The sequence below is a fragment of the Geothrix fermentans DSM 14018 genome, assembly GCF_000428885.1.
In the GTDB taxonomy this organism is placed as follows: domain Bacteria; phylum Acidobacteriota; class Holophagae; order Holophagales; family Holophagaceae; genus Geothrix; species Geothrix fermentans.
Map to the genome: position 1 here is coordinate 50817 of NZ_AUAU01000011.1, position 14392 is coordinate 65208.

The window sequence follows — 14392 nt, forward strand, 5'->3', positions numbered from 1 at the left end:
CCGCCGATCCATCACAACCAGCGCGCGAGGCGGGCCGCCACTTCGTCTCGGCCCACCAGCATGAGCGTGTCGAAGATGCCGGGACTGACCGGTTTCCCGCAGAGGGCCACGCGTAGCGCCTGGGCCAGGTCCTTGGTCTTCAGGCCGTGGCGCTCCAGGATGGCGGCGAAGGCGGCTTCCAGGCCCCCATGGCTGTAATCCGCCAGGGCCGCCACCTCGCGCAGGGCGGGCTTCACGGCGGGCGTCATGAACTTCTCCACGGCCTTGGCGTCGAAGTCGGCGGGCCGCTCGAAGGCGAAGCGCAGGGCCTCGGCCATGTCCGTGAGGGACTTGCCCTTCTGGGTCGCCTGGATGGCCTGGGCGCGCCAGGCCTCGGGCTTTGCATTCCACGCCTCGGGCACGAAGGGCCGCAGGTGCGGCTCCAGCTCCTGCCAGGAGGCCCGCTGGATGAGCTTCTGGTTCAGCCACTGGAGCTTGTCCATGTCGAAGCGGGCGGCGCTCTTCTGGCAATCCGCCAAGTCGAAGAGCTGGATCATCTGCTCGTCCGTGAGCAGCTCCTCCTCGGCGCTCTCCACGGCCCGGCCGTCGATCTTGGGGGTCCAGGAGAGGCGCGCCAGGGCCAGGCGCACGGCGGAGGGCAGCAGGCCCATGGCCTGGTACTCGGTGATGCTGGTGGCGCCATGGCGCTTGCTGAGCTTGGCGCCATCGGCCCCCAGGATCATGGGCACATGGGCGAAGGCCGGCAGCTCGTAGCCGAAGGCCGCGAAGAGGGGGATCTGCTTGGGCGTGTTGTTCAGGTGGTCGTCGCCGCGGATGACGTGGGTGACCTCCATGTGGGTGTCGTCCACCACCACGCAGAAGTTGTAGGTGGGCACGCCGATCTCGCCAGGCGCCTCGCCAGTGCGGGCGATGATCCAGTCGTCCAGACTCTCCGCCGGGAAGCGGGTGTCGCCCTTGATGAGGTCGGGCACCACGATGTCGCCCGTCGCGGGCATGCGGAAGCGGATGGCGGCGGGCTGGCTGGCGTCGTGGTTCGCGTCGGCGCAGCCCTTCCCCGCGTCCATCCCGCGGTTGTACTGGAAGACCTTGCCGGCGGCCTCCACGGCCTTGCGGCGCTCGTCCAGGGCCTCCTTGGAGCAGCGGCAGCGATAGGCCAGCCCCTTGTCCAGCAGCTCCTGGATCTTGGCGCGGTAGAGGTCCATGCGCTGCATCTGCCGGTAGGGGCCGTGGGGGCCCTTCCACTGGCTCGGATCGCCCACCACCGGGCCCTCGTCCCAAGTCAGGCCGCACCAGGCCATGCCCTCCTCGATGATGCGGATGTTGTCGTCCGTGCTGCGGGAGAGGTCCGTGTCCTCGATGCGCAGGATGAAGCGTCCCCCGTGCCGGCGGGCATAGAGCCAGCAGAACAGCGCCGTACGCACCCCTCCGATATGGAGCATGCCGGTGGGGGACGGGGCGAAGCGGGTGACGATCTGGCGGGACATGGGGACTCCGGGCTATCAGCTATCAGCTATCAGACAAAACATCGGGCGCCATCGGCGCCCGACTGAGAGCTGACAGCCGACAGCTGAGAGCCTACTTAATATACAACTTCAGCTTGATCTCCACCGGAGAGTCCCCGCTGAAGAGGCTGCGGTCGAGCACGATGGGCACCTCGACCACGCTGCGGTGGGGCATGTGGGCGGGCGCGGGGATGTGGGCGGAGGTGGTGGCGTCGAGGGGAAGCTCGTCGATCTCCTCCAGCAGCTCGCCGGCGGACAGCTCCTCCACCTCGAGGGGCTTGCTGGATTCCATGGCCGGGGGAGGCGGCGGTGGCGGAGGGGGCGCCCCGCCCGTCAGGACGGTGGGGGGCGGTTCTTCGACCACGCCGCCGCCGTACTTTTCCGCCAGGCTCTTCAGCACCAGCCGGGCCACGCCGGTGAGGGTCTCCTTGACACCCTCGCCCCGCATGGCGCAGGCCTCGAAGGTCGGCACGCCGAAGAGGTTGATCTCCTTGTCCAGGGTGGCCACGGGCAGTGCGTTGGGCGTGTCCCGCTTGTTCCACTGGATCACGTGGGGGATCTTCGCCAGGTCCGTGCCCTGCTCCTTGAGGTTGGCGATGAGGTTCTGGAAGCTCTCTTTGTTGCTCTCCAGGGCCGGGGCCTGCGAATCCGCCACGAACACGACGGCGTCGGCCCCGCGCAGCACCAGCTTGCGGGTGGCGTCGTAGAAGACCTGGCCGGGCACGGTGTAGAGCTGGACGCGGGTCTTCATGCCGCGGATGGTGCCGAGGTCGATGGGCAGGAAATCGAAGAAGAGGGTGCGGTCCGTCTGGGTGGCGAGCGACAGCATCTTCCCCCGGCCCTCTCCGGGCAGGGTGTCATAGACATGCTGGAGGTTGGTCGTCTTGCCGCAAAGGCCCGGGCCGTAATAGACGATCTTGGCCGTCAGCTCCTTCGTGGCAGCATTGAAAAGCACCATGCCTTCACCTTCGCGATCTCCCGGGAAGATTGGCGGGTCCGCGGCACCCCGTCAAGAAAGAACCGGGATCCGCGCGGGAACCCACAATCCCCCCAGTCTGCGGTACACTTCCCGCCATCCCATCATCCATGAGGATTTCCATGGCCAAGCTGCTGGTGCATGAAAGCACGGGGGTCCGCGAGTTCGAAATCGTGGATGAAGAGGTCCACATGGGCCGCGAGCTGGACAACACCCTCCGGCTGCCGGACCCGAGCATCAGCCGCCACCACTGCGTCCTCCGCAAGGTGGGCGGGGGCTACGAGATCCAGGACCTCCAGAGCAGCAACGGCGTGCTGGTGAACGGCAACCGGGTGCAGTCCTCCCCCCTGCGGAACGGGGACCGCATCACCCTGGGCCAGGTACAGCTCACCTTCCAGGACCCCCAGGCGGAGGTGGGCGCCACCGTGGCCGTGAGCCGGGACGCGGCCCAGCCCCCCCTCGGCACCGTGCGCATGTCCGCCGATGAACTGGCGGCCATCCACACCGGGAAGCCCCCCGCCTCCGTCCATCAATCAGACACCGGGCCCACGCCCGTGGCCCAGCCCATCCCGCCGGTGGCCCCGCCCCCGGCGCCCCGGGCCACCGCGCCCGGCCGTGCTCCCGAGCAGTCCTTCCTGGGCTCCCTCCTGCCCCCGATCCCGGACGACGCCGTGACCCTCGGTGAGCGCGGCGACCTGGTCTCACGCCTGCTGGCGGTCCTCATCGACGCCGTGCCGGCGGTCCTCATCTCCATCGCCTTCATGTTCCTCTCCCACCTGCCCGTGATCGGGTGCGCCCTCGTGCCGGCCAGCTTCCTCGTCCAGCTGGCCTACTACTGGCTCTTCATCCCCTGGTGCGTCTCGAAGTACGGCGCCAGCATCGGGAAGAAGGTCATGAAGCTGCGGGTGGTGCCCGAGGGCCAGCCCCAGGGCCGCATCGAGTTCGGGCCCGCCATCCTCCGCCAGATCGGCAACATCCTGGCCCTGAACCTCATCGTCCTGGCCGTCAAGGGTGACGAGCGCATCAGCCTCAGCGACATGCTGGCGAAGACCGAAGTCCTGAAAGTGGACCGCTGACGGTGATCCTCACCGGCCGGCAGATCCTCGAGGCCAGGGCCCAGGGCCGCATCCGCATCGACCCCTGGCGGGACGAGCAGCTGAATCCCAACAGCTACAACTTGCGCCTGGGGGACGACCTGGCGGTCTACACCGACCGCGAGCTGGACATGGCCAAGCCCAACGGCATCGAGTTCATGAAGATCCCCCCCGAGGGCCTGCTGCTGAAGCCGGGAACCCTCTACCTGGGCCGCACCCAGGAGTACACGGAGACCCACGGCATGGTGCCCATGCTGGAGGGTCGCAGCAGCGTGGGGCGCCTGGGCCTCTTCGTGCACGTGACAGCAGGTTTCGGCGACATCGGCTTCTGCGGCTTCTGGACGCTGGAGATCAGCTGCATCCAACCCGTGCGCATCTATGCCGGCGTGGGCATCTGCCAGATCTTCTACCACACGGTCAGCGGCGAGTACGAGAGCTACGAATCCGGCAAGTACCAGCGCAACTCCGGCATCCAGCCCTCGATGCTCTGGAAGGACTTCGTGAAGGAGTAGTCAGGACTGGGTCTGGAGCACCCAGATCCAGTTGGCCAGCAGCAGGGTTACCCCGGCGGCCAGCAGGGCCCCGCGCTCGCGGAGGGAGAGGTCCAGCCGCAGCGTCCGGCCCGAGACCGCCCGGAGCAGCAGCCACAGCGCGCCGAGCCCCAGGCCCAGGGCCACCAGGGGGTTCAGGCGGAGCGCCCCGCCCCAGTCCCCGCGCGCGAAGGCGAGCACCACCCGCGTGCTGCCGCAGGTGGGACAGGGGTGGCCCGAGAGCCGGTGGAAGAGGCAGGTCTCCAGGGAGGCGTGGCCCCGGTGCTCCAGGAAGGCGCCTCCCGCCACCAGCAGCAGCCAGGAACCCACCAGCGCCGCGGCCCACAGGGGGGGCCGCGGCAGCCGGGGGGCGGAGGCCCATCTGACCTTCATCAAACCTTCATCAAACCTGGGGCTCAGTGCCCGCGCATGGCCCCGAGGGCGGCCATGCCGCCGAAGAAGACCACCCACACGAGCGACAGGATGCCCAGCACGCAGCCGATGATCCCGAGGATCTTGGCGGCCTTGGTGAGGCCCTCGCCGCTGGGATCCATCCGGCCCTCGGCCATGGCCTTGAGGTCGTTGCCGCCCATGACCCAGGCGAGGATGGCGAAGATGATGCAGCAGACGATGCCGAGGATGCCGAACACAAGCAGCATGACGCCCCGGTGGGCCTTCACCGGCGCGGCGGACGTGTAGTCGTTCATTGGGGGCTCCTGGGAGCGGAAAGCCGGGGCGTGGCCCCGGGAATATGGGGGGAATGGGCCCAGTCTAGAGAGAGTGCGCGGCCTTGGGTAGGGGCGTCCTGGAGAAAAGCCGGTTCAGCCCTCCGCCGTCGGCCGCGCCTCTTCCCACAGCACCTCGAAGGGCCGCACCTCCTGCTCGATGCCCTTGAGCAAGGAGCCTTCCAGGGCCCGCAGGCACGCAGTGCCCACCAGTTCCGCCGTGCGGGGCCCGATGACGATCTGGCCGGGCTTGGCCACGCCGCTCTCCAGGCGGGAGGCCAGGTTCACGGTGCTGCCCATGACGGTGTAGTCCATGCGCTTCTCGCAGCCGATGTCCCCGGCGAAGGCCTCCCCGCTGTTGATGCCGATGCGCATCCTCAGCTCGGGGTAGCCCTCGGGCCGGGCCGCGTTCAGGGCGCGCAGGGTCTCCTGCATGGCTGCGGCGGCCTCCACGGCGTGCTTCGCGTGGTCGGGATCGGGGTTCGGCGCGCCGAAGAAGGCCATGATGGCGTCGCCGATGTACTTGTCGAGGGTCCCCCCCCGGCTGAAGATCTGGTCCGTCATGGCCTCGAAGGTGCGGTTGAGGATGCCCGCCAGCACCAGGGGTTCCATGCCCTCGCTCATGCGGGTGAAGCCCGAGATGTCGGCGAAGAGCACGCTGATCTGGCAGCGCTGGGCCTGAAGGGCCGGCGCCTCCTTGCTCTGGCTGGACTTGAGGATCTGGTCCACCACGGCGGGGCTGTGGTAGCGCTCCAGGCGCTGGCGGAACTTCGCCTCCCGTTCGCGCTGGATGCCCACGGCGGCGAAGTTGGCCATGGCGCTGAGCAGGTGCTCGTCCTCCCGCTTGAAGCTGCCCTTGCTGAGGCTGGTCTCCAGGTAGATCACGCCCAGGGCCTGGTTCTCCACGATGAGCGGCGCGCACAGGGCGGAGGTGATGCCGTGGATCTTGATGCTCTCGCCGGCGCTGAAGCGGGGATCCAGGCGGGCGTCCGTGGTGAGGATGGCCACGCGGTCCTTCATGGCCGTGCGGGCGATGGTGCGGCTGATGGGGTTGGGATTGAGCCCCGGCTGCTCCTCCCAGACCAGCTCGGGCACCAGCTCGCCCCCGGTGTCCGCCAGGAGGATGAAGCCCCGCTGGCAGGGGATCTGGGAGGTCACCAGGCTCATCACGGATTCCAGCAGCTCGGCCAGGCCCGCGGCCCGCAGCAGGGTGCCGGCCATGGTGGCCAGCCGCTGGAAGAGGCTCGCCGCGTCGCCCGCCGGGTGCTGGCCGCCGGCCTGGGCCAGCATGGCCTCCAGGCTGGCGTGGGGCACGAGGATGGAACCCGAGGCATCGAAGGCCCGGTCCTCCAGGGAGATGCGGGAGGTGCCCGGCCGGAGCGCCATGGCGGGACCCGCCCCGGAGGCGGCGTCCTGGTCCGGGATCCACCGCACCATGGCCTCGCCCAGCAGCACCGTGTCGCCGGGGTGGAGGGGCGCGGGCTCGGAGAGGGTGTGGCCGTTCAGCGACGTCCCGTTGAGGGACTTCATGTCCATGACATGGGGCTGGCCGTCCTTGAGGAAGACCCGGGCATGGATCCGGCTCACGGCATTGGCCTGGATGCGGATGGTGGCCTGGTCCCCCCGCCCGATGGTCACACCATCTTCCGTGAGGGTCACGGGGTGCAGGGCGCCGTCAACCTGGAGGGTGAGCTTCATGGCCAATCCGGAGGGGGCGTTGAGTTTAGCACGCGCTGCTGACCTCATCGGCCGGGCGCGGTATTCTATGAGGTTCATCCCGGACGGGGTGCGGAGGTCCGTTGACCAAAGTCGGTTTCATGTCCCTGGGCTGCCCCAAGAACCTGGTGGATTCGGAGGTCATGCTGGGGCACCTGCGCCTCAAGGGCTACCAGATCACCCCCGTGCTGGAGGAGGCCCAGGTACTGGTGGTGAACACCTGCGGCTTCATCGACGCCGCCAAGCAGGAGAGCGTGGAAGCCATCCTCCAGGCCGCGTCCATGAAGCAGCAGGGGGCCTGCGAGAAGCTCATCGTGGCCGGCTGCCTGGTGGAGCGCTACCGCGACGAGCTCATGAGCGAGATGCCCGAGATCGACGCCTGCCTTGGCACCCGGGACATCGAGCAGATCGCCGAGGTCATCGGCGCCGGCGCGGCCTACGAGCTGGATCCCAACCCCGACTACCTCTACACCGAGGCCAGCCCCCGGATGCTCACCACCCCCAAGGCCAGCGCCTACCTGAAGATCAGCGAGGGCTGCGACCACGCCTGCGCCTTCTGCGTCATCCCCCAGCTGCGGGGCGCCCAGCGCAGCCGCAGCATCGAGAGCGTGGTGGCCGAGGCGAGGAACCTGGTGGCCCAGGGCGTGCTGGAGATCAGCCTCGTGGGTCAGGACACCACGGACTACGGCCGCGACTTCGGCGATCCCGATGCCCTCGAGAAGCTGGTGCGGGCCCTGGGCCGGGTGGAGGGCCTGCGCTGGTTCCGCATCCACTACGCCTATCCCAACCGCCTCACGGACGGCCTTCTGCGCGCCATGGCGGAGACCCCGAACTGCGCCAAATACCTGGACATGCCCCTCCAGCACGCGGATGCCGGGATCCTCAAGGCCATGGCCCGGGGCGGCAGCCGCGAGTCCTTCCTGAAGCTCATCGAGAAAGTGCGCCGCATCGTACCGGGCATCGCCATCCGGTCCAACTTCATCGTGGGCTTCCCCGGCGAGGACGAGGCGGCCTTCGAGGAGCTGAAGGCCTTCGTGAAGGAGGCCCGCTTCGACCATGTGGGCGTCTTCACCTACAGCCCCGAGGAGGGCACCACCGCCCACGGCCTGGGCGACCCCATCCCCAAGCGCACCAAGGAGGCCCGCAAGCGCCGCATCCTCGAGCTGCAGCAGAAGGTCGCCCGGGAGAGGAACCAGGAGAAGGTGGGCCAGGTGATCGACGTGCTGGTGGAGGGCGCCCACGAGGAGACCGACCTGATCGTGAAGGGCCGCCACCAGGGCCAGGCCCCGGACATCGACGGCAACGTGCTGCTGGTGGACGGGGCGCCGCAGCCGAACACCATCCAGAAGGTGCGCATCGTGAAAGCCCACGCCTACGACCTCATCGGCGAAGTGGAGGAGGGCGGGCTCGAGGCCAGCACGGCGGCCTACGAGGCGGCCTTCCGGAACCGGAAGGGCTAAACGGGCCTGCGAAGGTCCTCGTAGCTACCCCGAATCCTTCCGATTTGGGGATCTCCGCATGCGCCTTCCGGCCCTGGCCCTCCTGTCTCTGCCCGTCCTGGCCTCCCAGGCGCCCAACCCGCCGCACCTGGCCATCCCCCGGCTGGCCCAGGCGCCCTCCATGGCCCGGGACGCGGACCTCTCCACCTGGAAGGACGCCCTGGTGATCACCGAGTTCGGCATGATCATGCCGGACGACCAGGGGGTGAACCGCTGGCCCACCATCGTCCACGCGGGCTGGGGCCCCGACGCCCTCTACGTCGCCATCGAGGCCAAGGACCCCGAGCCATCGAAGATCCACGCGGCGCGCCACATGCGGGACACCAACCAGGGCGACTTCGACTTCGTGGGCGTGGACCTGGACTCGTCCGGCAAGGGCCAGAGCATCGTCCGCTTCTTCGTGACGCCGCTGGGCGGGCAGATCGACGAGATCATGACGGACAGCGCCGGGGAGAACGCCTCCTACGACTGCCTCTGGGATTCCACGGGGGTGCTGACGCCGGACGGCTACGTCGTGAAGATGCGCATCCCCTACAGCAGCCTGCGCCGGCGGCCCGGCGACTGGGCCTTCCGCATCCTGCGCATCATTCCCCGGGAGCGGCGCTACGGCATCTCCTGGCCCCGCATGAGCAAGGACGTGCAGTGCGACATCTGCCAGATGGCCCGCGTCTCCGGGGCCCCGGTGGACAAGCCTGGCTCGCCCTTCCTCATCATCCCCTTCGCGACCTACAACCGCACCCAGTCCCTGGAGGCTGATCCGGCCGCGCGGCCGGAGTCCAAGGCCCGCCTGGGCATGGACGTCCGCTACGCCACCACGGCCCTGACCTTCGAAGGCACGTACCGGCCCGACTTCGCCACGGCGGACGCGGACGTGGACCCGCTCCAGATCAACAGCCGCTTCAAGGTGTTCTACCCCGAGCGCCGCCCCTTCTTCCTGGAGGGCATGGACCTGCTGGGCGTGCAGGGGGCCCAGCGCCAGTTCTTCAGCCGCTCCATCCAGAGCCCGCTCTACGGCCTGAAGGCCTCGGGGCAGAGCTCGCTGGCCAGCTGGACCCTGCTCCACGCCAAGGACGAGGACGGCGGCCTCATGCTGGGCGCCAACGGGGCCTCGGGCCTGGAGGGCCTCGCCACCCGAGACACCGCCGCCTCCGTGAAGTTCCAGACGGACAGCCGCGGCTCGGGGTTCTCGCTCCTGGGCACGGACAAGCGCCTGCAGGGCGGGCCCGACCGCACCGGCGGCCAGAGCGGCGGCATCTACCTGGACCAGTACCTGGGTTCCGAGTTCCACTTCATCGGGAGCGCCGTGGGGGCGACCTCCCGCCTGCCCCAGGCGGACGGGACGGTGGCCTCCCGCCGGGGCACCACCACCTCCGCCGAGCTGGACTGGAACACGCGAAGCTGGACGGCATGGGCCCTGACCCAGGCCACCAGCCCGGACCTGACGCTCCTCTCGGGCTTCACGGACCTCCAGGGCTACCGCCGTGACAACGCCGGCTTCGGCTGGCGGGGCAACTGGAACGACGGGCGGCTCTCCTCCGCCAATGCCACCCTGCGCTGGCGGCGCCTGACCTGGTGGAACGGCGATCCCATGGACCGCGCCCTGGGGCTCGACCTCTGGGTGGAGACCTCGGGACGCCACAGCTTCTTCCTCAACTGGGATGCGGCGGGCCGCACCTGGGCCGAGGACCGCGTCCGCTCCGTGGCCGCCCGCTCCCTCACCCTGGGCGGCAACTGGCGGCGGCTCTCCGCCGTGCGCTTCGGGTGGAACGCCACCCGGGGCCGCACCCTCGATCTGGCCACGGGAGATCCGGCCAAGGCCACCTCCGCCCAGCTCTTCCTCTACGGCACCGTGGCCTCCGTGTCCTACAACCTCACGGCCCTCCAGGCGAACCTGGACCGGGAGGAGGACGGGGCGCGCCTCATCCGCGCCCGGGAGCTGACGGCCACGGGAAGCTGGCAGCTGCCCGCCTCCTTCTACGTGAAGACCCAGGCCTTCGTGGTCCGCTACGACGGCACCCTCGCCGAGGGCGTGGACAAGTTCCTCAAGGCCTTCCTGGGCTGGCAGCCCAACGCCTTCACCAACGCCTACGTGGGCTGGTCGGGCCAGCGGCGGCGGGATCCCCTCGCCATCGTCCCCTCGGAGCGCATGGTGGAGCGGGGGGTGTTCGCCAAGCTGGCCTACGCCATGCAGTTCTGAAGCGGCGCCCCGCTACACTGGGGCCATGCTGGAACTCCGCGCCATCACACGCGCCTACGAACTCGGCGGCGAGCGCGCCGGCGTGTTCGGCGTGTCGCTGGAGGTCCCGCGGGGCTGCCTGGCCGTGCTGGCCGGCCCCAGCGGCAGCGGCAAGACCACCCTGCTCCAGCTGGCGGGCCTGCTGGATTCCCCGGACGAGGGCGAGGTGCGGCTGGATGGACAGTCTGTGTCCAGCCTTCCCGAGCCCGCCCGGTGCGGCCTGCGCCTCCGCCGTCTGGGCTTCGTGTTCCAGGCCTTCAACCTCGTGCCTGTGCTCACGGCCCTGGAGAACGCCATGCTGCCCCTGCAGCTCCAGGGCCTGGCCGAAGGCGAGGCCCGCCGCCGGGCCGGGGCCGCGCTGGACCGCGTGGGCCTCTCGGACCGCCTGCACCACCGTCCCGGCCAGCTGAGCGGAGGGCAGCAGCAGCGCGCCGCCATCGCCCGGGCACTGGCCCCGGACCCCCTGCTGGTGCTGGCGGACGAGCCCACCGCCAGCCTGGACCACGCTCACGGGGGCCCCCTCATGGACCTCATGGCCGAGCTGGCCGCCGAGCGCGGCACCACCTTCCTGGTGGCCAGCCACGACCCCGCCGTCATCGCCCGGGCCCACCGCGTCTTCCGGCTGGCCGACGGGCGGCTGGTGGAGGCTCCGTGATCCTCCCGCGCCTCGCCCTCCGCAACCTGCTGCGCCAGCGACGGCGCACGGCGCTCACGCTGATGGTGGTGGTGGCGGGCTTCCTGGCTCTCAGCCTCGCCGGGGGCTTCATGGCCCAGACCTTCCAGGGCCTCTCGGACGGCGCCATCCGCGGCGGCCTGGGCCACCTCCAGGTCATGGCCCCGGGCGGCCTGGAGGGCGACGAGGCCCAGACCCTGGAGAGGTCCCTGCCCGACGGCGAGGCACTCGCCGTGCGGCTCCGGCAGGATCCCGCCGTGGCCGAGGTGCTGCCCCGCATCCAGTTCATGGGCCTGCTCAGCAGCGGACCCAAGAGCGTGGCCTTCCTGGGCACCGCCGTGGACCCGGCCCTGGAGCCGAAGCACATGGCCTGTCTCGATTCGCTCAAGGACGGCGCCAAGGCCCCCGGCGGCGCGGGCTCCCGCTGGCTTTCCGCGGACCCGTCGGCCCGCGAGGTCATCCTGGGCACCGGCCTGGCCCGCAGCCTGGGCGCCTCCGTGGGCAGCCTGCTCACCCTCATGTCCACCACCCGGGACGGCGCCCTGAACGCCGTGGACGTGGAGGTCGTCGGCCTCCAGGACCAGGGGCTCAGGGAGCTGAACGACCGTGTGCTCACCGTGAGCCTGGCCACCGCCGCCCAGCTGCTGGACGCGGGGCCGGCCCGTTCGCGCCTCTCGGTGGTGTTGAAGCGTCCTGGCGATACGGCCGCCGAGCAGGCGCGGCTCCAGGCCCTGCTCCCGGACACCATCGTGAAGCCCTGGTTCGAGCTGGCCTCCTTCTACCGGCAGGTGAAGCTGCTCTACTTCGCCATCTTCGGTTTCATGGGCCTGGTGCTCTTCCTGGTGGTGCTGCTGGCCACGGCCAACACGCTGCTCATGTCCGTCATGGAGCGCGTCCGTGAGTTCGGCGTGCTGCGGGCCATGGGCCTCCAGGCCCGGCAGCTGCTGTCGCTCCTCCAGTGGGAGGGCGCCTTCCTGGGCCTGGCCGGGAGCCTCCTGGGCCTGGCGGCCACCCTGCTGCTGCGGGCGGGCCTCAACGCCCTGCACCTCCAGATGCCCGCCCCGCCGGGCACCAGCCACGGCTACGAGCTGGACATCCACCTCGTTCCCGCCGTCTATCTCGCGGTGGCCCTGGGCCTCCAGGCCACGCTCCAGGTGAGCGCCCTCTTCCCGGGCCTCAAGGCCGCCAAGCTCCGCATCGTGGAGGCATTGCGACATGTTTAAGGCACCCCACCATGTCTAAGGCACCTCGCCCCGCCTGGTGGCTGGCCACGGGCTTCGGCAGTGGCTACCTGAAACCCGCCCCGGGCACCTGGGGCAGCCTGGCAGGGCTCGCCGCCTGGCTCCTGCTGGTGTGGGTGGTCCGCGGCTGGGCCCTTCCGGCCTGGATCCTCCTGGCGGCGCCGCCGGCCCTCGCCCTCATGGCCGTGTGGGCCGCGGACGCCGTGGTGAAGGAGGCCGGCCAGGAGGACCCCTCCTTCGTGGTGGCCGACGAGTGGGCCGGCATGTGGTTCGCCCTCACCCCCCTGCTCTTCACGATGACGGTCCAGCCCCAGCCCTGGACCCTCTGGGCCGCCCGCCTGGTGGCCCCCTTCCTGCTCTTCCGCCTCTTCGACATCTGGAAGCCGGGCGTGGTGGACCGCTCCCAGCGCCTGGCAGGTGGCTGGGGCGTGGTGATGGACGACGTGCTGGCGGGCCTGCTCGCGGCCCTCATCGTCTGGCCCCTGGACCGCTGGCTGGGCGCCCAGTCGCTGCTGCACCCGGAGCTGTGGCGCTAGGTCCTCCGCACCAGCAGGATGGTCCGGTCGTCGAGGTAGGGCGCGCCGCGGGTGTGGCGGTCCAGCTCGTCCATGAGGTGGGCGTCGATGGCCAGCAGGGGCTCCGCGCGGCGTTCCGCGAGGAAGGCCGCCAGGGCGGCCTCTCCGAACTCCTCTCCGGCGGGGGAGGCGCTTTCCGTGAGGCCGTCCGTGTACAGGGCCAGCAGGTCCCCGGACCACATCTGCAGGGAGGCGGCCCCGTAGGGGTTGCCCGGCAGCATGCCGATGGGGAGCCCCTGGGATTCCAGGAGGTCCACCTCCCCGCCGCGGTGGATGAAGAGGCCGGGGTTGTGCCCCGCGTTGGTGTACGTCAGCACGCCCGTGGATGGATCCAGCAGGGCCAGGAAGGCCGTGATGAAGCGGCGGCCGTCCGTGTGCCGGGCCACGGCCCGCGAAAGGCGGAAGGCCAGGTCATCCACGGCCAGGTCCCGTTCCGTCCAGGCTTCCAGCGTGGCCTGCATGGAGGCCATCAGAAGGCCCGGCCCCAGGCCCTTGCCGCTGACGTCCGCCAGGCAGAGGAGCCACTGCCCATCCTGGCGGGGCCACCAGCCGAAGAGGTCCCCGGACACCTGGCGGCTGGGCAGGTTGTTGCCGTGCACCTCGAAGCCCTCCAGCTCCGGCGGGAAGCCCGGCAGGAGGCCCTGCTGGATGTGGCGGGCCAGGTCCAGCTCCTGGTCCACCTTCTTCCGGGCCAGGGCCTCCTCCCGCATGCGAGCCTGCTCCAGCTTCGCCGTGGCCAGGTGGGCGAGGGTGCTCGCCAGGCGCAGGTCCTCCTCGTCGAAGGGGGGGCGCGGGGGGCGGCAGTCCAGGTAGAGCAGGCCCTTCACCACCCCCCGGTGCTCCAGGGGCGTGACCATGGCCGAGGTGATGCCGCTGCTCACCAGCGAGGGCGAGGCCAGCCCCGGGTCGTCGCCCGCATCGTTGAACAGCACGGACTCCTTGCGCTTGAGGGCCGCCTCCACGAGGCTCTGGGCCAGCAGGATGGGCTGATGCCCCTCGGGGCCGCGGGAGGCCACGGTGAGGAGGCCGGCCTTCGCGTCCTGGATGAGCACCGCGGCGCGCCAGGGCCGGAGGAGGGTCCAGATCCGGTCCAGCAGGTGCGAGAGCAGGAGCTCCGGGGGGCTGTCCTCCAGGAGTTCCAGGGAGAGGCCCTGGATCTCCCGCACCACCTCCCGCAGGCGGAAGGTTCCGGGCGCCACGCCGCGGGTGGGCGCCGCCCGCAGCCGGTCCAGGGGCAGCACCAGGGAACCTGCCGAGGACGAGGCCTCCGCGTCCGGGTGGATGCGGACCCGGGGTCCGTGTTGCGGCGGCCCCAGGTTCAGGGGCACCTGCCCCAGCAGGATCTCGTCCCCCTCATGCAAGGGGTGGATGGACTTGATCCGCTCCCCGTTGATGGACGTCCCGTTCAGGGAGCCCAGGTCCTCCAGGTAGGGCAGGCCCTCCTTCAGGGTGATGCGGGCATGGTGGCGGCTCAGGCTGGCGTCGGCGATGACCACGTCATTCTGGGAGGAGCGCCCCACCGTCCAGGCGCCCCCGGCGCCTTCCAGGGGGAAGGGGGGCCGGCCGGGGATGTGCAGGACCAGGGGCTTCATGGGAGACCGGGATCACCTACGGAGACCATGCCT

At 70.3% G+C, this 14392-nt stretch carries 12 protein-coding genes and 1 pseudogene; 7 read left to right on the forward strand and 6 right to left on the reverse strand.

Translation table 11 applies throughout. From position 1 onward, the window contains the following. Positions 1-11 precede the first annotated feature (11 nt). Together gltX and G398_RS22105 are read right to left on the reverse strand one after the other, a co-directional pair. Positions 12-1484, reverse strand: coding sequence for a glutamate--tRNA ligase (gene gltX / locus G398_RS0105195; RefSeq protein WP_026852815.1), 1473 nt, complete (start codon positions 1482-1484; stop codon positions 12-14). A gap of 403 nt (positions 1485-1887) precedes the next feature. After that, a pseudogene (locus tag G398_RS22105) lies at positions 1888-2460 on the reverse strand (GTP-binding protein); the annotation flags it as partial. Positions 2461-2600: 140 nt separating this feature from the next. Between G398_RS22105 and G398_RS19340 the strand changes: the two are divergent. Both G398_RS19340 and dcd read left to right on the forward strand, forming a co-directional pair. Beyond that, entirely contained in the window at positions 2601-3554 is a 954-nt protein-coding gene (locus G398_RS19340) for an FHA domain-containing protein (protein ID WP_026852816.1), read from the forward strand. 2 nt (positions 3555-3556) lie between these two features. After that, positions 3557-4084 carry a dCTP deaminase gene (gene dcd, locus G398_RS0105210; protein ID WP_026852817.1) on the forward strand — a complete coding sequence of 176 codons (528 nt, stop codon included), beginning with the start codon at positions 3557-3559 and terminating at the stop codon, positions 4082-4084. Here the strand turns inward: dcd and G398_RS16385 are convergent, their stop codons facing one another. The 3 genes from G398_RS16385 to G398_RS19345 form a co-directional block, all read right to left on the reverse strand. Next, entirely contained in the window at positions 4085-4495 is a 411-nt protein-coding gene (locus tag G398_RS16385) for a DUF2752 domain-containing protein (RefSeq protein WP_052571489.1), read from the reverse strand. It lies immediately after the preceding gene. Positions 4496-4518: 23 nt separating this feature from the next. After that, on the reverse strand, positions 4519-4809 hold the full coding sequence (locus G398_RS16390; RefSeq protein ID WP_043483744.1) for a hypothetical protein: 291 nt from the start codon (positions 4807-4809) through the stop codon (positions 4519-4521). Between the two features lie 114 nt (positions 4810-4923). Continuing rightward, positions 4924-6525: an adenylate/guanylate cyclase domain-containing protein gene (locus G398_RS19345; protein WP_052571491.1), complete on the reverse strand. Its 1602-nt coding sequence runs from the start codon at positions 6523-6525 to the stop codon at positions 4924-4926. A gap of 101 nt (positions 6526-6626) precedes the next feature. On the opposite strand from G398_RS19345, the gene rimO reads away from it, so the two are divergent. From rimO to G398_RS16405, 5 genes are read left to right on the forward strand one after another with little or no spacing between them, the layout of a single operon-like run. Further along, on the forward strand, positions 6627-8003 hold the full coding sequence (rimO, locus tag G398_RS16400) for a 30S ribosomal protein S12 methylthiotransferase RimO (protein WP_052571492.1): 1377 nt from the start codon (positions 6627-6629) through the stop codon (positions 8001-8003). A gap of 58 nt (positions 8004-8061) precedes the next feature. Then, complete coding sequence (locus G398_RS0105235; protein ID WP_026852818.1) at positions 8062-10239, forward strand: DUF5916 domain-containing protein; 2178 nt, start codon at positions 8062-8064, stop codon at positions 10237-10239. Positions 10240-10264: 25 nt separating this feature from the next. Continuing rightward, a complete protein-coding gene (locus G398_RS0105240; RefSeq protein WP_026852819.1) occupies positions 10265-10933 on the forward strand; it encodes an ABC transporter ATP-binding protein in 669 nt (222 codons plus the stop codon). Beyond that, positions 10930-12174, forward strand: coding sequence for an ABC transporter permease (locus tag G398_RS0105250; RefSeq protein ID WP_043483747.1), 1245 nt, complete (start codon positions 10930-10932; stop codon positions 12172-12174). The genes G398_RS0105240 and G398_RS0105250 overlap by 4 nt, the downstream gene beginning before the upstream one ends. Positions 12175-12185: 11 nt before the next feature. Further along, entirely contained in the window at positions 12186-12728 is a 543-nt protein-coding gene (locus G398_RS16405; protein WP_052571494.1) for a phosphatidylglycerophosphatase A family protein, read from the forward strand. On the opposite strand, the gene G398_RS19350 is transcribed toward G398_RS16405, so the two are convergent. Beyond that, on the reverse strand, positions 12725-14359 hold the full coding sequence (locus G398_RS19350) for a SpoIIE family protein phosphatase (RefSeq protein ID WP_026852821.1): 1635 nt from the start codon (positions 14357-14359) through the stop codon (positions 12725-12727). The genes G398_RS16405 and G398_RS19350 overlap by 4 nt on opposite strands. Positions 14360-14392: the final 33 nt, after the last annotated feature.